Annotated in this window: 17 protein-coding genes, 1 other RNA gene and 1 pseudogene; 11 read left to right on the forward strand and 8 right to left on the reverse strand. The window is 24.7% G+C overall.

Going from position 1 to position 18,663, the window contains the following annotated elements; translation table 11 throughout:
- Positions 1-4: 4 nt before the first annotated feature.
- The 4 genes and pseudogenes from fliO to fliR all read left to right on the forward strand — a co-directional run.
- Positions 5-373 (forward strand): annotated as a pseudogene (gene fliO / locus D9V71_RS03125) (flagellar biosynthetic protein FliO); the annotation flags it as partial.
- Between the two features lie 36 nt (positions 374-409).
- Complete coding sequence (gene fliP, locus D9V71_RS03130; protein WP_244278931.1) at positions 410-1,144, forward strand: flagellar type III secretion system pore protein FliP; 735 nt, start codon at positions 410-412, stop codon at positions 1,142-1,144.
- A 70-nt stretch (positions 1,145-1,214) separates the two neighbouring features.
- Entirely contained in the window at positions 1,215-1,484 is a 270-nt protein-coding gene (gene fliQ / locus D9V71_RS00410) for a flagellar biosynthesis protein FliQ (protein WP_158340426.1), read from the forward strand.
- On the forward strand, positions 1,484-2,260 hold the full coding sequence (gene fliR / locus D9V71_RS00415) for a flagellar biosynthetic protein FliR (RefSeq protein WP_158340427.1): 777 nt from the start codon (positions 1,484-1,486) through the stop codon (positions 2,258-2,260). The genes fliQ and fliR overlap by 1 nt, the downstream gene beginning before the upstream one ends.
- 134 nt (positions 2,261-2,394) lie before the next feature.
- Here the strand turns inward: fliR and rpmG are convergent, their stop codons facing one another.
- Both rpmG and rpmB read right to left on the reverse strand, forming a co-directional pair.
- Entirely contained in the window at positions 2,395-2,562 is a 168-nt protein-coding gene (gene rpmG, locus D9V71_RS00420; protein ID WP_158339286.1) for a 50S ribosomal protein L33, read from the reverse strand.
- A gap of 10 nt (positions 2,563-2,572) precedes the next feature.
- Complete coding sequence (rpmB, locus tag D9V71_RS00425; RefSeq protein WP_158340428.1) at positions 2,573-2,800, reverse strand: 50S ribosomal protein L28; 228 nt, start codon at positions 2,798-2,800, stop codon at positions 2,573-2,575.
- A gap of 349 nt (positions 2,801-3,149) precedes the next feature.
- On the opposite strand from rpmB, the gene D9V71_RS03135 reads away from it, so the two are divergent.
- Positions 3,150-3,755, forward strand: a complete 606-nt coding sequence (locus tag D9V71_RS03135; protein ID WP_244278914.1) for a hypothetical protein — start codon at positions 3,150-3,152, stop codon at positions 3,753-3,755.
- 145 nt (positions 3,756-3,900) lie between these two features.
- Positions 3,901-6,060 (forward strand): translocation/assembly module TamB, encoded by a 2,160-nt coding sequence (locus D9V71_RS00430; RefSeq protein WP_244278915.1) that lies wholly within the window; start codon positions 3,901-3,903, stop codon positions 6,058-6,060.
- Positions 6,061-6,100: 40 nt separating this feature from the next.
- On the opposite strand, the gene ppa is transcribed toward D9V71_RS00430, so the two are convergent.
- On the reverse strand, positions 6,101-6,628 hold the full coding sequence (gene ppa / locus D9V71_RS00435) for an inorganic diphosphatase (RefSeq protein WP_158340429.1): 528 nt from the start codon (positions 6,626-6,628) through the stop codon (positions 6,101-6,103).
- A 195-nt stretch (positions 6,629-6,823) separates the two neighbouring features.
- On the opposite strand from ppa, the gene pmbA reads away from it, so the two are divergent.
- Positions 6,824-8,164: a metalloprotease PmbA gene (gene pmbA / locus D9V71_RS00440; protein WP_158340430.1), complete on the forward strand. Its 1,341-nt coding sequence runs from the start codon at positions 6,824-6,826 to the stop codon at positions 8,162-8,164.
- A gap of 71 nt (positions 8,165-8,235) precedes the next feature.
- Here pmbA and rnpB read toward each other — a convergent pair.
- Together rnpB and rsmI are read right to left on the reverse strand one after the other, a co-directional pair.
- Positions 8,236-8,608, reverse strand: an RNA gene (gene rnpB, locus D9V71_RS00445) — RNase P RNA component class A.
- A 20-nt stretch (positions 8,609-8,628) separates the two neighbouring features.
- On the reverse strand, positions 8,629-9,489 hold the full coding sequence (rsmI, locus tag D9V71_RS00450) for a 16S rRNA (cytidine(1402)-2'-O)-methyltransferase (protein ID WP_158340431.1): 861 nt from the start codon (positions 9,487-9,489) through the stop codon (positions 8,629-8,631).
- A 141-nt stretch (positions 9,490-9,630) separates the two neighbouring features.
- Between rsmI and D9V71_RS00455 the strand changes: the two genes are divergently transcribed.
- From D9V71_RS00455 to dapE, 4 genes are all read left to right on the forward strand, one after another.
- Positions 9,631-10,851 carry a beta-ketoacyl synthase N-terminal-like domain-containing protein gene (locus D9V71_RS00455; protein WP_158340432.1) on the forward strand — a complete coding sequence of 407 codons (1,221 nt, stop codon included), beginning with the start codon at positions 9,631-9,633 and terminating at the stop codon, positions 10,849-10,851.
- Between the two features lie 268 nt (positions 10,852-11,119).
- Positions 11,120-12,070 carry a transaldolase gene (gene tal, locus D9V71_RS00460; RefSeq protein WP_158340433.1) on the forward strand — a complete coding sequence of 317 codons (951 nt, stop codon included), beginning with the start codon at positions 11,120-11,122 and terminating at the stop codon, positions 12,068-12,070.
- 53 nt (positions 12,071-12,123) lie between these two features.
- On the forward strand, positions 12,124-14,121 hold the full coding sequence (gene tkt, locus D9V71_RS00465; protein WP_158340434.1) for a transketolase: 1,998 nt from the start codon (positions 12,124-12,126) through the stop codon (positions 14,119-14,121).
- A 107-nt stretch (positions 14,122-14,228) separates the two neighbouring features.
- Entirely contained in the window at positions 14,229-15,356 is a 1,128-nt protein-coding gene (gene dapE / locus D9V71_RS00470) for a succinyl-diaminopimelate desuccinylase (RefSeq protein ID WP_158340435.1), read from the forward strand.
- A 119-nt stretch (positions 15,357-15,475) separates the two neighbouring features.
- On the opposite strand, the gene D9V71_RS00475 is transcribed toward dapE, so the two are convergent.
- From D9V71_RS00475 to aroC, 3 genes are all read right to left on the reverse strand, one after another.
- Positions 15,476-15,706 carry a hypothetical protein gene (locus D9V71_RS00475; protein WP_158340436.1) on the reverse strand — a complete coding sequence of 77 codons (231 nt, stop codon included), beginning with the start codon at positions 15,704-15,706 and terminating at the stop codon, positions 15,476-15,478.
- Entirely contained in the window at positions 15,684-16,568 is an 885-nt protein-coding gene (gene dapA, locus D9V71_RS00480; RefSeq protein WP_158340437.1) for a 4-hydroxy-tetrahydrodipicolinate synthase, read from the reverse strand. Before dapA ends, D9V71_RS00475 begins: the two co-directional genes overlap by 23 nt.
- Before the next feature lie 827 nt (positions 16,569-17,395).
- On the reverse strand, positions 17,396-18,454 hold the full coding sequence (aroC, locus tag D9V71_RS00485; protein ID WP_158340438.1) for a chorismate synthase: 1,059 nt from the start codon (positions 18,452-18,454) through the stop codon (positions 17,396-17,398).
- Between the last annotated feature and the right edge of the window lie 209 nt (positions 18,455-18,663).

An 18,663-nucleotide genomic window follows, 5' to 3' on the forward strand; every position in this document is an offset into this window, starting at 1 on the left:
TTTTATGAAAAATAATGTGTTTTTTCAATCAATATCAAATACTTTTCAGCCGATATTTAATAGTGAAAAATTTTTTCAAATAATCAGTTCGTTATCTGAAATAATATTACTAATATTATTTTTAAGTTGGATCTTAAAGAAAATTTCTTTTTTTAAAATTAATAACATAAAATCTTGTATGAGAATTATAGATAGATTATCTATTGGATCACAAGAATCTATTGTCTTAGTAGAAGTTAAAAAAGTAAGATTGTTATTAGGTGTAACAACAAAAAATATTACTCATTTGTATACATTTTCATCTGTTTTAAAAGATGAAAAAATAAAAAAAATAGATGATACTTTGTTTCAAAAAAAATCTTTTAATCGTTCTTTAAAAAATTTTTCTAAAATATTCTGGAAAAAAACAATGTTTTATCGAATTATTCCATTTTTATTTTTATTATTACTTTGTCCAACAGTTCGTGCAGAAATACCCGGATTAACAAGTCATGTTTTAGATGATGGTGGGCAAACTTGGTCTGTACCAGTACAAACGTTAGTTTTTTTAACATCTTTGACTTTTCTACCAGCATTTCTTTTAATGATGACTAGTTTTACAAGAATTATCATTGTTTTTGGTCTATTACGAAATGCGTTAGGCACTCCATACGCGCCACCAAATCAAATATTAATTGGTTTAGCACTTTTTTTAACCTTTTTTATAATGTCGCCTACATTTGATAAAATATATCAAGATGCTTATGTGCCATTTAGCGAAGAAAAGATAAATATGGAAGATGCTATTTCAAAAGGTTCGATTCCGTTAAAAAAATTCATGTTAAATCAAATACGTATGCCTGATTTAGAGTTATTTTCAAAATTAGCAAATATTTCCTATTATGAAAATAAAAACGATATACCAATGCGAATTTTATTGCCATCATTTATTACAAGTGAATTAAAAACTGCTTTTCAAATTGGATTTACTATTTTTATACCTTTTTTAATTATTGATTTAGTTGTAGCTAGTGTATTAATGGCTCTTGGTATGATGATGGTACCACCTTCAACAATTTCCTTGCCTTTTAAATTAATGTTGTTTGTTCTAGTAGATGGATGGCAACTATTAATTACTTCATTAGCACAAAGTTTTAATACATAAAATCTTTATAAAATATTTTTATGTATTATAAATAATTTTAAATTAACTTTGAAAATGGGGATGTTTATTTATGACATCTGAATATGTAATGGAATTATTTCATAATTCTATGAAAGTTGCATTAATTATTGCTTTGCCATTATTATTAGCAGCTTTAATTAGCGGTTTAATTATTAGTGTATTACAGGCAGCAACACAAGTTAATGAACAAACTTTATCCTTTATTCCTAAAATTATTTCTGTTTTAGGCGTAATAGTAATACTTGGACCTTGGATGTTAGGTGTTATGCTTGATTATATGCATAATTTATTTAATAATATACCATTGACTATCAAATAATGTTAACATTTAATAGTTTGCAATTGACAATCTTAATCAGTAATTTTTTTTGGCCCATGGTACGAATTTTATCTTTTTTTTCTGCTGCACCTATTTTTAATGATACACTTATCAATAAAAAAAATAAAATCGTTTTATCTGCTATGATTAGTTGGTTAGTCTTTCCTTTTTTGCCTGAAATTCATGCAGAGTTATTTTCATGTTTTGGATTTTTATTGTTTTTACAACAAATATTAATTGGTATTTTTTTAGGTTTTACTGCGCAATTATTATTTGTTACAGTAAATTTATCTGGCGAAATAATAGGATTGCAAATGGGTTTATCATTTGCAACCTTTTTTAATAGTAGTAGTCATATTGGTACTTCTGTAATATCTCGTTTATTAAATATCCTGTCCTTGTTGTTTTTTCTAGTGCTTAATACTCATCTTTATTTAATTTCTATATTAATTGATAGCTTTTATAGTATGCCAATTGATAGTTATTTTTTAAATGCAAATGTTTTTTTTATTTTATTAAAATTTTCTAGTTATATTTTTTTAAATAGTATTTTGTTTGTTTTGCCAATTATGATTATTTTATTATCACTTAGTTTTATAATGAGTTTATTAAATCGTTTATCTCCTCAAATATCTATTTTTTCTATTGGTTTCCCATTAAATTTAATAGTAGGGATATTAGTTTTATATTTCTTAATACCAGTTACATTGCCTTTTTTTGAAAAAATATTAAATGATTTGATTATTTTTATAAATAATACTTTTTTACATGTATAATTTTTATATATTGATTTAAATATTATCAACGTAAATTTTTTTAAATTCTTATAAATAAAGTATAATTTTCAAAAAATTATACTTTAGTTTTACTTTAAAAATTAAAAAATTTTTTAATAAAAATTGATTATTTTTTATTTAATCTTTCCCTCGTTATATAAGACATGTTTTCTAATGACAGGATCATATTTTTTAAATTTTAATTTATCTGGTGTATTTCTTTTATTTTTAGTTGTAGTGTAATAATGTCCAGTTCCTGCAGATGATATCATTTTTATTTTTTCACGATTTTTTTTAGCCATTAAGTCACCTTTATTTTTTACAGTTTATTTTTTTTATAATTTTTTCAATACCTTGTTTATCAATACAACGCATCCCATTAGCTGAAATACGTAATTTAATAAATCTTTTTTCATCAGAAATCCAAAATCGATGATATTGAATATTTATTAAAAACTTTCTTTTAGTTGCATTCATAGCATGAGAACGATTATTACCAATCATTCTTTTTTTGCCAGTGACTTGACATATACGTGACATAATTTTTTCTCTTAAATTAAAATTTAATGTGTTTTAAATTAATTAATTTTATGAACGTTATTTTATTTATAAAACGGAAAAATATTTTAACATATTATAAAAAACTATAACAGTTGTTTAATTTTTGATATTTTTTATTAGATAGAATCTAATATGTTTTATAATTGAAATTAATTTTTAATATAGCATAAATTTTTTATAAAATAATTTAAAAAAACAATACTCAGAGAATAGAAAAATATCGTTTTTTTATTATTTTTAATATAAAATATGTTATTTTAACTATTAGTTGATTTATTATAAATTCATTTTTACATTTATAATTTAATATTTAATCAGGACAATTTTTATGAGTATATATCAGAGATGCTTATCTAAATCTTTGATTTTTTTTTCTATTTTATTTGTAATTTTTTTGTTGTTTATAGAAAGTAATACAGGTTTTAAAACGTTTTTTAATTTTACTAGTCGTTTTTTTATAGGATTAAAAGCGGAAGAAATATCAGGAAATTGGCGTGATTTTACATTAAAAAATATTAAATATAGTGTTTTTGGAATGTCAATGACAGCTAATAGTGTACATGTAATTCTAGATACTAGATCTTTATTTAAAATTTCAACAATTTTTAAGGAGATTAAAACAAAAAATTTGATTGTTTCATTAAAAAATAATGATGCTATTAATTTTTCAAAAAATAATGTATCCTCTAGCATTTTAAAAAATAATATTTTTATAAAATATCCTATAATTTTTGAAAAAATACATGCAGATAAAATTTCTTTTAAATCACCCGAAGTACATATATTTTTTTTAAATGTTTTAAGCAAGATAGAATTGATTAATAATAATATTATTTTTTCGCCCACTTATGTAGATTCCATTCATTTATCATCTTTAAAATCTCATCTAAAAAAAAAATATTTTAAAAAAATTAACTTTTGTAAAGCAGTTTAATAATACTAAAAAAATATATAATATATTGCAATTTTTTTCAAACAAAACAAAAAAAAATATCCCGTTAAACATTAATTTAAAATTTTTAAAATGTAATAGAATAAAATTCATAGATTATAAAAATAATAATGTATTTCAAATAGAGTTGAAAGCTCAAATAAACAATAGCATTTTAAAAATAAAAAATTTAAAAATAGATTCGTCTTTTTTCAAAATAAACTCTTATGGAAAAGTATTTTTTCATAACGATCAATCGATTTCATGTTTTATAAAAAATAAAGTAGTAATACCAAGATTGTACAATAGAATGATAAATTTTTCATTTAAATCTGATTTAAATGCACACAATAAACTTACGTTTAAATTAAAATCTAAAGATTTATATAAGATTAAAATTAATGGAACAGTACTTTTGAATAATCTAGATTATCCATTTTTTATAAAATTAAAGAGCAAAAATTTATTTTGGCCAATTAAAAAAGATTGTACATTAAAATTAGATAATCTTTATGGTGTTTTAAAAGGAAAAATAAATAATTATTTTTTATCTTTAAAAAATATTTTGACTCTAGAAGGTTTGCCGTCAATTTTTATTGATTTTAAGGCGCAAGGTAATTTTAAGAATATATTTTTAAAAAAAATTAAATTTTTCCCGATAAAAAAAACGAAATTCTATAAAAAAATAATTAATCTAGAGGATAATATTAAATATAATCAATACATATTAAAATTGATAGGAAAAATTAATATAGCAGGAAAATCTGATGATGATAATGTTTATAATTTAGACATTCCTAAAATAAATTTAAATGGTAATATAATGAAAAAGAAATTTTCTATATTAGGTGCTCTATATTATAAAAACTCTAACTTTATAGAAATTCCTAGAATAAATTTATTTTTAGGAGGTAATAAATTACAATTAAAAGGTTTATTAGGAAAAAATTACAATATTTATTCATCTTTTTATGCTGATAATTTAAATTATTTTTTTCCTGATTTAAATGGTAAAATTAAAGCAAAAGTAAATTTTTATGGTCATGATTTATTTCCTATCATAACAAGTAAAGTTTTAGCCAAGAATTTAGAATGGAATGACATATATTTAAAAAATGTTAAAATACTTACAAAAATGAATATTAATAATACATTTTTAGGGAAAATATTAATAGATGCACAAAAAATTAATTTTAATAATTTTTGTATTAATGCTTTACACGTTCAAACAGATTCTAATAATTATAAACAGAATTTTTCTTTTTTATTAAAAAGTCATAAATTGTACATAAATTTCATAATAAATGGAATTTTTAATAAAAAAACAGGAAATTGGTATGGTTTTTTTAAAAAAATGAATATTCGAACTTTTTGGGGGCAAATAAATGCAAATAAAGATAGTTTAATTAATTACTATGATTCTAATCATAATATAAGTAATTTTTATAAAAAAAATATTAAAAAAAGCCATATCATCTCATCTTTTTTATATAATACAAAGATGTCTCTTTTTAATATATTCAATGTATCTCCCTTGAGTTTTAAAAGTGAATTATCTATTAATTCAAAATTAAAGTGGACATTAGGAAAAAAAATATCTGATGGAAAAATAATTTTAATAGGTAAGAATATAAAATTAGAAAAAAAAATAAATAAAAAAACTTTAATTGAAAATATAGAGTATTCTAAAATACTTATTAATTTAATAGATAATAATTTTAAAAGTCAATGGATGGTAAAAAAGATAAGAAATTCATCACAAAAAAAAAGTATTGTTGGATATTTAAACATTATGGATTTTTACAATAAAAAAAATATGAAAGGTAAATTTACTATATATGATTTTCCTTTTTCTTTTTTGAATTTTTTTACTACAAACTTTAAAGAAGTAAATGGTATTTTTCAAAGCCAAATAAAAATTTTTGGAACTTTATATCAGCCTAAAGTTTCGGCTGATGTTAGTTTTCAAAATATTTTTATTAGAAGTAACAATATATTAAAGTATATAACTTTATTTTTCCCTTATTTTTCAGGAAAAATAGATTCTATTAAAATTAAGCAAGAAATTATAATGGAAAAAGGAAAGATATTGTTTGCATTAAATCCATTTTTAAAGAATCCTATTAATACAGAATGGAATCTTACATTTAATAGCAAAAAAATATCAGTGTTAATTTTTCCTAAAATAAAGGTAAAATTTTCTTCACAATTGAATTTACACTATTTACTTGAAAAATATGATTTAATTGGATATATAAAATTTGCTTTATTTTATTTTAAAATTAATGAAAAAAACTTTGTTTTTTAGTTTTATTAAAAAATATTTTTTATTTTAAAATGTGTTGTGTTTATTTTTTAGCACGATTATATGCATTTTTAATTTCTAATTTCGCATCTTGACAGTCTCCCCATCCAATAATTTCTACCCATTTTTCTTTTTCTAGATTTTTATAGTGTTGAAAAAAATGAGAAATCTGTTGTTTTAATAATTCTGATATATCTGATATGTCATTTATATTTTTATATTCTTGACAAATTTTACTTTTTGGTACTGCTATGATTTTAGCATCATTTCCTGATTCATCTTGCATTTTTAATATACCAATAGGTTTACAATGAATAACACAATTAGGTTGTATTGGATAATGTGAAGGTACTAAAACATCTAAAGGATCACCATCGAGAGACAAAGTTTGATTAATATAGCCATAGTTACAGGGGTAAAACATTGGAGTAGGTATAAAACGATCTACAAAAAGCATACCTGATTTTTTATCTACCTCATATTTGATAGGAGATGAATTTGATGAGATTTCTATGATTACGTATATATCATTTGGTATATCATCACCAGCAATAATTTTATTAAAATTCATATTTTTCCTTAAAAGAAATATTTAATGACTCTGGTATATTAATAAAACGTGAAAACAAGTGTTCAATATTAAATAAATTTTAACATTGAAGAGTAATTATATCTATATTTTGTATAAAGTAATTTATTTTAATTTTAAGTGTTTTTTAATATAATATTTACATCTAAAAAAACATGTTTAAAAGGGTTTATATATATGGAATTAATTAAAGAAATAGAAAAAGAAGAATTATTTCTTTTGAAAAGAGTAAAAGAAACTCTACAATTATCTAAAAGAAAAAATACTTCTGTTGAAGTATTTATAAAAAAAACAATAGGTATTAGTGTTAATGTAAGAAATAGTATTATCGAAAATGTAGAGTTTAATAGTGATGGTGCGTTATTTATAACAGTTTATAATAAATTTTCTAAAGGTAGTGTTTCATCAAAAGATTTTAGTATTGATAGTATTCAGAAAATGTTAGAAAGGGCGATTAATATTTCAAAGTATTCTTCTTCTGATTTTTTTTCAGGTTTACCGGATATAAAATCTTTATGTTTCCATTGTATGGAACTTGATTTATTTCATCCATGGGAATTTAATATAGAAAATGCAATCAATCTTTCTCTTTTATCAGAGAAAGCAGCTTTTGAATTTGATAAAAGAATTATTAATAGCGAAGGTAGTTTTTTTAATAGTCATATAACTATAAATATCTTTGGAAATAGTCTAGGTATGTTAGAAAAATATAAATCCACTCGTTATTCAACTTATAACTGCATGATTGCTCAAGATAAAAATTCTATGCAGAGAGATTTTGATTATTCTATTTCGAGAAAAATAGATGATTTAGTAAAACCGGAAATATTAGGTTATAACAGTGCTAAACGAGCTATATCCAGATTAGGTTCTCGAAAGATACATACTATGAAATCTCCTGTTATTTTTTCCTCTGAAATATCACATATTTTTTTTTCACATCTTATTCATGCTATTAGTGGTGATAATGTTTATCAAAAATCTACATTTTTAATTAATGATTTAAAAATGAGAATTTTTCCTGATTGGCTTAATATCGAAGAAAATCCTCACTTAAAACAAGGTTTAGCAAGTAAACCCTTTGATAATGAAGGTGTAATAACAAAAAGTAAATATATTATTCAAAATGGTATATTGCAAACTTGGTTGTTAAATAGTTATAACGCCCGTAAACTTAAATTAAATAGCACAGGAAATTGTGGTGGAATTTATAACTGGTTAGTTTCAAATAGAAATATATCTTTTGAAGAACTTTTGAAAAATATGAATCAAGGAATATTGGTAACAGAGTTAATGGGACAAGGTGTAGATATAATCAGTGGTAATTATTCGCGTGGAGCAGTAGGATTTTGGATTGAAAAAGGAAAGATTTCTTATCCTGTCAATGAAATTACTATATCTGGAAATTTAAGAAATATGTGGAATAATATTATCAGTATTAGTAATGATGTTGATAGACGTAATAATATTCAATGTGGTTCAGTGTTATTATCAGAAATGCAGATTTCTGGAAATTAAATTGGATTTTTTAATATTTTAAAAATTAACTAAAGGTAATAAATTTATTACCTTTATAAATTTTTTTAGATTAGTGAAGTTGACCTGTAAGCCGGGTTCTGTTTTAACAGTCATTCATCTAGATTAGTAATCACTTACTAATTCAAGCAGCCTACCCAGGTTTATAAAGTACGAGCAATACGAAATAAAAATTTTTACCCTATATTTGGCTTTGCTCCAGGTGGAGTTTACCATGCCATGAATTGTTACCAATTATGCGGTGTGCTCTTACCACACCTTTTCACCCTGGCCATATTTTATTAATAAAAAATAGGTGGTTTATTTTCTGTTGCACTAGTCATAAGCTTGCGCTTTCCAGATGTTATCTGGCACCTTGCTCTATGGAGCCCGGACTTTCCTCTTTTTAATCTTTAAAAATTAAACAGCGACTGTTTGGTCAACTTCAAAAATAAATCATACATTATTTAAATAATCTTGTCACTTTCTTTCTTTATAACGTATTGATATAAATTATTTTTATTAATCTCGTGTATTTGAGAAGTAATTAAAACTGATGTTTTTAATGAAAAAAATTTTCTTAATATTAAAAATGTATTGAAGATTTTTTCTGATATGTCATGTTTTTTTAATTTTTTAAAACCATCAAGAATAATTACCATTTCTCCTTTGTAACGATATTTATCTATTTTAAGCCACTGAAGCATTAAATTTGCTTTAGCTCCATAAATAGATTCCCATTTTTTTGTAATTTCTCTTGCTATTACTATGTGTCTATTTTCATCTATTTGTTCTATTATATCTTCTATACTTTCAAGTATTCTATGTTTTGATTCATAAAAAATGATTGTTCGGGTTTCTTTTCTTAAAGAATAAAGTAAATCACATCTTGTTTTTTTTTTAGAAGGAAGAAATCCTTCATAACAAAAACGATTATTTGTTATTCCAGAAGCACTTAATGCTGTAATAGCAGCACACGGTCCTGGAAGAGGAATAACTTTTATATTAAAAAAATGACATTTTTTTATTAATATACTACCAGGGTCATTAATAATTGGAGTGCCTGCATTAGAAACTAAAGCAATTTTTTTTCCTGTTTTTAGTTTTTGAATCAAATTATCACTTTGTTTGTTTTCATTATCTTTATTCATTAATATTAAATAGTTTTTAATATTAAAATGTTGAAGTAAGATATTAGTGTGTCTAATATTTTCAGCAGCAATTATATCAACTATTTTTAGTATCTCTAATGCTCTATGCGTAATATCGGTGAGATTACCAATAGGAGTTGGTACAATATAAAGAATACCAATATAAAATTCATTCATTTTTTTATCCGTAAAATATTGTTGGATGTGTAATAATAATTGCAAATTAATTTAAATGTTTCATTTTAATACAAAATCTTATTTAATTTCTTATTATTGATTACAATGTAATATATAACTCTTTATATACAAGGATTAAATGTGCGACGAGTAGTTATAACAGGTTTTGGCATTGTTTCTAGTATCGGTAATAACAAAGAAGAAGTGCTTAATTCTTTGTATAATGGTACTTCTGGAATTGTTTTTTCAGAAGAAATGAAAAAATTAGGCATGCGTAGTAACATTTGGGGTAATATTAAATTAGAAAATATAAACATACTAACACAGAAATTATCTCGATTTATGAATAATGCTTGTAGATATTCTTATTTAGCTATGATAGAAGCTATTGAAGATGCCAAGATAAAAATTGAAAAATATCAAAAAAATCCTCGTGCTGGATTAATTACTGGATCAGGATGCAGTTTTTTAAAAAATGTTGAAAAATCTGATATAAAAACTATGAATAACAAACGTATTTCAAATTATGTTAGTCCTTATCTTGCAGTTAAAACCATGCCTTCTGTAATATCAGCATGTTTATCAACTTTATTTGAAATTTACGGAACAACTTATTCTATAAGTTCAGCTTGTGCTACTTCTGCTCATTGTATTGGACATGCATTTGAATTAATTCAGCTTGGTAAACAAGATCTTATTTTTGCAGGTGGCGGTGAGGAAATGAGCTTAGAGTTAGCGGGTCAATTTGATGCTATGAAAGTTCTTTCTGCTAATTTTAATAATAATCCCACTAAATCATCACGTGTATATGATATACATCGTGATGGATTCGTTATTTCAGGTGGTGCAGGAATACTAGTTATTGAGGAATTAAGTTCTGCTTTATCTCGTTCTGCTAATATTTATGCAGAAATTATCGGATATGCTGCAACATCTGATGGATTTAACATAGTTTCACCATCAGGAGAAGGAGCACTTCGTTGTATGAATTTAGCAAGAAAAGATAAAAATATTCATATTGATTATCTTAATGTACATGGAACTTCCACAAGAAGTGGTGATTTAATAGAGTTGAAAGCAATTGAAAAAGCATTTTTAAACGAAAAAAAACCAATGATTTCAGCAACAAAATCAATGACCGGTCATTCGCTAGGAGCTTCAGGAGTACATGAAATTATTTATACTCTATTAATGTTAAAATATAATTTCATCGCTCCTTCAATTAATATTGAAATATTAGAACCTTGTGCAAAAGATATGAATATTATTCAAAAAACTAAAAATATAAAAATTAGTACAGCTATGTCTAATAGTTTTGGTTTTGGTGGTACTAATGCTTCATTAATAATAAAAAAATATTAAAACATTATATTACTAATAATTTATATTTTATTTGATGATATCAATTTTCATATTAAAAATGTTTACATGTTTTAAAACTATTTTATATATCAGAAAAATATATATTTTTTTGTATATGTTTAAATAGTACTAGTTAAGAAAAATCATTTTAATATTTTAATATTAAAATGATTTTTTATTGTTAATATGTATTGTTCAATTAGTATTAAGTAAAAAATATATTTATTATTTCCAATTTATATGTTTTTTTAAAAAAAAGAGAATAAATATGAATCAATTAACCGCTTTAAAACAATTTTCAACTATTGTTGCAGATACTAGTGATATAGAATCTATCAGTAAGTATAAACCAGAAGATGCAACTACAAATCCATCTTTGATACTTCAAGCAGTGAGTTCAAGTGTTAATCAGAGTTTTGTTGATCAAGCTATAAAATATGCAAAAAAGAAAGGAGGTTTATATAAAGATCAAATAGTTAATGCAAGTGATAAAATACTAGTTGATCTTGGAATAGAAATTTTAAAAAAAATACCAGGTTATGTTTCTAGTGAAGTTGATGCACGTTTATCTTTTAGCACAGAAAAATGTATTTTAAAAGCAAATAAATTAATTAATTTATATGAAGAACAGGGAGTTTCAAGGAGTAGAGTTTTAATTAAATTAGCCGCTACATGGGAATGTATAAAAGCTGCAGAAGAACTTAAAAAAGATAATATTCTTTGTAATTTAACTCTTCTATTTTCCTTTGCTCAAGCACGTGCTTGTGCGGAATCAAATGTTTTTTTGATATCCCCTTTTGTTGGACGTATTTATGATTGGTACATTTCTCAAAATTTGTTATCTAAGTCTTTTGCAGGAAAAGATCCTGGTGTGACATCTGTCTGTAAAATATATGAATATTATAAAAAGCATAATTATAAAACTATTATTATGGGAGCAAGTTTTCGTAATATTCAACAAATATTATATTTATCTGGATGTGATCGATTAACTATTTCACCTATTTTATTAAAAGAATTAGAATCTAATACTGGAAAAATTAAAAGAAAACTTAATCCTCCTAATTTTGTTTCAGCACCTCCAATAGCACTTTCTGAAGAAGAATTTCGATGGGAACATAATCAAGACGCTATGGCAGTTCAAAAATTATCTGAAGGTGTACGTAATTTTGGGAAAGATCAGTTACATCTAGAAAAAATATTTTCTAAAAAAATATAAATTATTTTAAAAATAAAAACTGACTTGTAATGTTTCAATTTAAAGGAAAATATATGTGTTCACGAAAAGATTTGGCTAATGCAATTCGTATTTTAAGTATAGATGCTGTACAAAACGCACAATCAGGACATCCTGGCATGCCTATGGGAATGGCAGATATTGCTGAAGTTTTATGGAGAGATTTTTTAAAACATAGTCCAAGAAATCCTAATTGGAATAATCGTGATCGTTTTGTATTGTCTAATGGACATGGTTCTATGTTATTGTATAGTTTATTACATTTAACAGGATACAATCTATCAATAGAAGAACTAAAAAATTTTAGACAACTTAATTCAAAAACTCCAGGACATCCTGAAACAGGTGAAACGCCTGGTGTAGAAACAACTACCGGTCCATTAGGACAAGGATTAGCGAATGCTGTGGGCATGGCTATTGCAGAAAGAACTTTAAGCTCTTATTTTAATCGAATAGACTACGATATAGTCAACCATTATACTTGGGTTTTTGTAGGTGATGGTTGTTTGATGGAAGGTATATCTCATGAAGTATGTTCTTTAGCAGGAACTTTAAATCTTGGTAAATTAATTGTTTTTTATGATAAAAACGGCATTTCAATAGATGGAAAAACATCTAATTGGTTTACTGATAATACAGCAAAACGTTTTAAATCTTATAATTGGCACGTAGTAGATTCTATAAATGGTCACGATTCAGAATCTATAAAAAGAAGTATAGAAGAAGCAAAATCAATAACAAACAAGCCTTCTATTATTATTTGTGATACTATTATTGGTTTTGGTTCTCCTAATAAATCAGGAACAGCAGAATCGCATGGAGCCCCGCTCGGTGAAACAGAAATTTCTTTAACTCGAAAAGAATTGAATTGGAAGCATCTTCCTTTTGAAATACCTAAAAAAATTTATAAAAAATGGAATTGTATAGAAAAAGGTTTTGAACTTGAAAAAAAATGGAATAAAAAATTTTCTTTATATAAATCTAAATATCCTGATTTGTCGATTGAATACTTACGACGAATGAATAAAGAATTGCCTTTAAATTGGAATACAATAACACAGAATTATATTTGTTCTTTACAAAAAAATAGACAAAATATTGCTAGTCGAAAAGCTTCACAAAATACATTAGAAAAATACACTAAAATTGTGCCTGAGTTAATAGGTGGTTCAGCAGATTTATCACCTAGCAACTTAACTATGTCGTCTTATTCTAATTCTATTACAGACAACTTATCTGGAAATTATATTCATTATGGAGTTCGTGAATTTGGAATGACAGCTATTGCAAATGGTATATTTCAGCATGGAGGTTTTATTCCTTATACTGCTACATTTTTAATTTTTGTTGAATATGCACGTAATGCAGTTCGCATGGCTGCTTTAATGAATACTAAACATATTTTTGTATATACTCATGATTCTATTGGATTAGGTGAAGATGGTCCTACACATCAGCCAATCGAACAATTAGCTAGTTTGCGAATGACTCCTAATGTAGATGTATGGAGACCTAGTGATCAAGTAGAAACAGCAGTAGCTTGGACAAAAGCTATTGAAAAAAAATCAGGACCTACAGCATTAATTTTATCACGTCAAAATCTCGAACAATTTGATAGAAATTCTAAACAGTTAAACAGTATTTCTTATGGTGCATATATATTATATGATTCCGAAAAACCACTTGATGTTATTTTTATATCAACTGGTTCAGAGTTAAATATTACGTTAATTGCCGCAAAAAAACTTGTTTCCTTAGGGTATTCTGTACGTGTCGTATCGATGCCTTCTACTAATGTTTTTGATAGACAAGATGCTACTTATAAAGAATTTATATTACCATCTTATGTTACTAAAAGAATTGCAATTGAAGCAAGTATAGAAGATTTTTGGTATAAATACGTAGGAATAAATGGTTTAATTATTGGCATGAAAACATTTGGGGATTCTGCTCCTGCAGAAGATTTGTTTAAAAAATTTGGTTTTACTGTCGAAAATATAGTGCATAAATCAATAATGCTATTAAAATCTTAAATTTATTTCAAAATTTTTTGAATTTTTATGGGGCTTAATCATAGCCCCATCTCTTTTTAAGAATATTAATAATATTTTTTAAAATTAATATAAGACCAGGAAAAAATATGATTTGCTCAATTACTCAATTGGCACAAAAGCTAATTTCTATTCCATCTATTAGTCCAAAAGATTTAGGTTGTCAAACTATTATTATAAAACGTTTACATGCAATGGGATTCACAGTTAAAGAAATTAACATTGATGATACAAAAAACTTTTGGGCTTTTAGAGGTACTGGAAAAACATTAACGTTTGCAGGACATACAGATGTAGTATCACCAGGTCAAAATAAAGATTGGGATACACATCCCTTTAAACCAGAAATCAGAAATGGATTTTTATTTGGTCGAGGTTCTTCAGATATGAAGGGTGCTTTAGCAGCCATGGTTATTGCATGTGAAAGATTTATAGATCAATTCCCTAATCATAAAGGACGTTTATCTTTCCTTGTTACTTCAGATGAAGAATCTAGTGCAGTTAATGGTACAATTAAAGTAATAGAATATTTAATGTCTAAAAATGATTTTATTGATTACTGTTTAGTGGGAGAACCTTCTAGTACTTCTGTAGTTGGTGACGTTATAAAAAATGGTCGACGTGGTTCGATTACAGCTAATTTAACTATTTATGGAATACAAGGACATATTGCTTACCCTGATTTAGCGGATAATCCAATACACAAAGGATTACCTATTATTTTAAAAATATTATCTATAAAATTAGATAATGGAAATGTTTTTTTTTCACCTACTAGTATAAATATTGCAAATATTCATGCAGGAGATGGAACTAGTAACATTATTCCAGGATCTTTATTTGTTCAGTTTAATGTTCGATTCAGTACGGAAATATCTGAGAAAGAAATTCAAACTAAAATAGTTAATGTTCTTAATAAAAATAATATTGATTATTCAATTAAATGGTTATTTTCAGGAAAACCATTTCTTACTAAAGAAGGTTTATTAATAGAAACTGTAATACAATCTATTTTTAATTTTAATAAAAAAAAACCTATTTTATCTACTTCTGGTGGTACATCTGATGGTCGATTTATTGCTTTAATGGGTTCCGAAGTAGTAGAACTAGGTTTAGTGAACAATACTATTCATAAAATTAATGAATGCGTAAAAATATCTGATTTACAATTATTAAGTTCTATGTATGAAGATGTTATGAAAAAATTATTAACGTAATTTTTTTATAAGTGATGCAGAATATCATAAAGATAATCTGCACCAATTTCTATAGATGCGCATTTAATTCAAAAAATATTTTTTTAAATCCTACTATTATTTTTAAAAGATTATATATTTTATATAGGAGGAAATATATTATAATTTTCTTTTTCTAGATCTTTATCTGTATAAGGAATACTATATTCTTCTTTTTTTTTGGGGATACTGATCCCTTCTGGAATAATTAATTTTTTAAATTGATTTTTTTTTAATTCCTTGAATGTGCAAGATGTTATTAAAAATACATTCAATATTTGAAATATTATTATTCGTTTTAAAAATTTTCTATAATATTTTAAGATTAGCATGTTGAATTGCTTTTTCAAGTTGCAAACGTGTAGAATCTAAAATGGGAGTCATAGGTAAACGAAGTGTATCACTTTTTATTAATCCTAATTTTTTAGCTAACCATTTTATAGGGATAGGATTAGGTTCTATAAATAATGCTTCATGTAATAAAATTAAACGTTTATTTATAGATCTAGCCTTAATAAAATCTCCTTTTAATGCATATGAACAAATTTGCATCATGTCTTTTGCAGCAATGTTTGCTGTAACTGATATTACACCTTGTCCACCTAATTGCATGAAATCTAAAGCTGTCGCATCATCTCCGCTAATTAATAAAAAATCACTTTTAACCAGTTCTTTTATTTTGTTAATTCTTGATAAATCTCCAGTTGCTTCTTTAATTCCTATTATATTTTTAAATTGAGCCAATTTAGCAACTGTTTCTGGAAGTAAATCACATCCTGTACGACTAGGAACGTTATATAAAATTTGTGGTAATTCAGTATTTTCTGAGATAGCTTTAAAATGTTGATACAATCCTTCTTGAGTAGGTCGATTATAATATGGCGTAACAGTTAAACAACCTGCAATACCAGATTTTTCAAATCGTTTAGTCAAAGATATAGCTTCTGTTGTAGCATTTGCTCCAGTCCCTGCAATAATAGGAATGCGTTTATCTGCTAATTCTAAAGTCAACATAACAACATGTACATGTTCTTCTTGACTAAGTGTTGCAGATTCTCCGGTGGTTCCAATAGAAACAATCGCTTTAGTTTTATTAAGAATATGATAATTAATTAATCGTTCTAAACTAGAACGACAAATCTGACCTTTTTCATCCATGGGTGTAATTAGTGCAACAATACTTCCTTTAAACATTAGTGCGGTCCTCCTCCATAAAAAATATTTTATGGGATGTTTGACACATTTAAAAATAAAGTATGTAGAAATTATAAGTATAATTTTTTAAAAAATATATTTTTTAAAAATATAAAAATATTGCAAAATATAATTGGTATTATAAAGTATTAATTGTTTAAGATAATAAAAAATATTTTTTTTATATTAATTTATATTTAATATTTTTACTTATCAAATATATATTTTTTAGTTTGTTAAAATTAAACATATTAATTTTAATAATATAGTTTTTTTATGTAAAAAAAGTAGATATTGTGATTATTTTTAAAATTATTATATAGAATATATTTCATCTACTTAGAGTAAAAAAATAGTAAATTTAAAAAATTTTTTAACATGGAAACTATTTTTTTTTATTATAAATTTACGACTTTGGGTTGCATAATACAAGATTTTAATATACTAGACAATATCGAATTTTTTAAATGTAAAAATATAAAAGTCTCAGTGTTAATTCCTATATTAATAAAAAATATTAATTTCTAGAAAAGAGATTCGACTTTAATTTTTTTAGTAAAAAATTTCTTTTTATAGAGAAAAACATCATGATTTCATCATTCTATTTTTAATCAGTTTTTAATCAATTATATTATGTAATTAAATTTCTTTATAAGTTTAAATATAATAATTTTTATAAAAAAATTTTGTTATAAAAGAATTTTGTTCTATTTAAAATGGAAAATATAACGATATTAATTTGCAAAAATATTAATAATATTTGAGATAAGCATGCTACTAAATAAATTTTCATTTAGCAGCATTAAAATATACTAAAAAAATTATTCTTAACCACATTGTGCACGAAATCTTAATAAATGATCCATTAGTATAATTGCTACCATTGCTTCAGTTATTGGGACAGCACGTAATCCTACACATGGATCATGTCGACCTTTAGTAATGATTTTAACTTTCTCTCTTTTTTGATTAATTGTATTTCCTATTTTTCGAATACTTGATGTAGGTTTAAATGCTACTTTTAATACAATTTTCTCTCCATTACTGATACCGCCTAAAATGCCACCAGAATGATTTGTTAAAAATCCTTTTGGCGTTATTTCATCACGATGTTCGCTTCCTTTTTGGTTTACTACTGAAAATCCATCTCCAATTTCTATACCTTTAACTGCATTAATACTCATTAAGGCATGCGCTAAATCAGCATCAAGACGATCAAAAACTGGTTCTCCAAGTCCTATAGGGATGTTTTCAGCAATAATTGTTATTTCAGCTCCAATAGAATCGCCTGTTTTTTTTAAATGCTTAATTAAGGTTTCAAGCTCTAAAATTTTTTCATTATTAGAACAGAAAAAAGGATTTTTTTCTACTTCATTCCAAGATTCAAAAGGACATTTAATATTTCCCATGGCTGATAAATAAGCTCTTACAGTTACCCCGCATTTATTTTTAAGATATTTTTTTGCAATAGCACCTGCTGCAACACGCATAGTGGTTTCACGAGCAGAAGATCTGCCTCCACCACGATAATCTCTTATTCCATATTTTTTTTCATAAGTATAGTCAGCATGTCCCGGTCGGAATAGATTTTTTATATCACTATAATCTTTAGACCGTTGATCACTGTTATAAATAATTAAACCAATACTAGTGCCAGTTGTAAAACCATTAAATATACCAGAAAGTATATGAATTTTATCTGGTTCAGATCGCGGAGTAGTATAACGAGATGTACCTGGTCGTCTTCGATTTAAATCGTGTTGTAAATCTTCGCAAGATAATTCAAGACCTGGTGGTGTACCATCAACTATACATCCCAATGCTTCTCCATGTGATTCACCAAAAGTAGTAACACAAAATATTTTACCAATTGTATTTCCAGACATTTTTATTCTTCTATAATTATTAAAATGAAATAATATAACTATACAGAATAAATAAAAAAAAATGATTTTTTATTTTTCAAAAAATTAAAATTATATATGTAATAAAAAATATCATTCATTAAGACAGTTTATTTTTTTATATAGTTTTTAATAATATTTTTTTATTTGTTGTTTTTATAAAAACTAAATTATATAATTAGTAAAAAATA

The organism is Buchnera aphidicola (Macrosiphum euphorbiae), from assembly GCF_005237295.1.
Classification (GTDB): domain Bacteria; phylum Pseudomonadota; class Gammaproteobacteria; order Enterobacterales; family Enterobacteriaceae; genus Buchnera; species Buchnera aphidicola_AP.

What these genes read in the sequence shown, in the direction of transcription:
- fliP (WP_244278931.1), top strand. Translation starts at nt 410, where the DNA reads ATGTTTTATCGAATTATTCCATTTTTATTTTTATTATTACTTTGTCCA.
- fliQ (WP_158340426.1), top strand. Translation starts at nt 1,215, where the DNA reads ATGACATCTGAATATGTAATGGAATTATTTCATAATTCTATGAAAGTT.
- fliR (WP_158340427.1), top strand. Translation starts at nt 1,484, where the DNA reads ATGTTAACATTTAATAGTTTGCAATTGACAATCTTAATCAGTAATTTT.
- rpmG (WP_158339286.1), bottom strand. Translation starts at nt 2,562, where the DNA reads ATGGCTAAAAAAAATCGTGAAAAAATAAAAATGATATCATCTGCAGGA.
- rpmB (WP_158340428.1), bottom strand. Translation starts at nt 2,800, where the DNA reads ATGTCACGTATATGTCAAGTCACTGGCAAAAAAAGAATGATTGGTAAT.
- D9V71_RS03135 (WP_244278914.1), top strand. Translation starts at nt 3,150, where the DNA reads ATGAGTATATATCAGAGATGCTTATCTAAATCTTTGATTTTTTTTTCT.
- ppa (WP_158340429.1), bottom strand. Translation starts at nt 6,628, where the DNA reads ATGAATTTTAATAAAATTATTGCTGGTGATGATATACCAAATGATATA.
- pmbA (WP_158340430.1), top strand. Translation starts at nt 6,824, where the DNA reads ATGGAATTAATTAAAGAAATAGAAAAAGAAGAATTATTTCTTTTGAAA.
- rsmI (WP_158340431.1), bottom strand. Translation starts at nt 9,489, where the DNA reads ATGAATGAATTTTATATTGGTATTCTTTATATTGTACCAACTCCTATT.
- tal (WP_158340433.1), top strand. Translation starts at nt 11,120, where the DNA reads ATGAATCAATTAACCGCTTTAAAACAATTTTCAACTATTGTTGCAGAT.
- tkt (WP_158340434.1), top strand. Translation starts at nt 12,124, where the DNA reads ATGTGTTCACGAAAAGATTTGGCTAATGCAATTCGTATTTTAAGTATA.
- dapE (WP_158340435.1), top strand. Translation starts at nt 14,229, where the DNA reads ATGATTTGCTCAATTACTCAATTGGCACAAAAGCTAATTTCTATTCCA.
- D9V71_RS00475 (WP_158340436.1), bottom strand. Translation starts at nt 15,706, where the DNA reads ATGCTAATCTTAAAATATTATAGAAAATTTTTAAAACGAATAATAATA.
- dapA (WP_158340437.1), bottom strand. Translation starts at nt 16,568, where the DNA reads ATGTTTAAAGGAAGTATTGTTGCACTAATTACACCCATGGATGAAAAA.
- aroC (WP_158340438.1), bottom strand. Translation starts at nt 18,454, where the DNA reads ATGTCTGGAAATACAATTGGTAAAATATTTTGTGTTACTACTTTTGGT.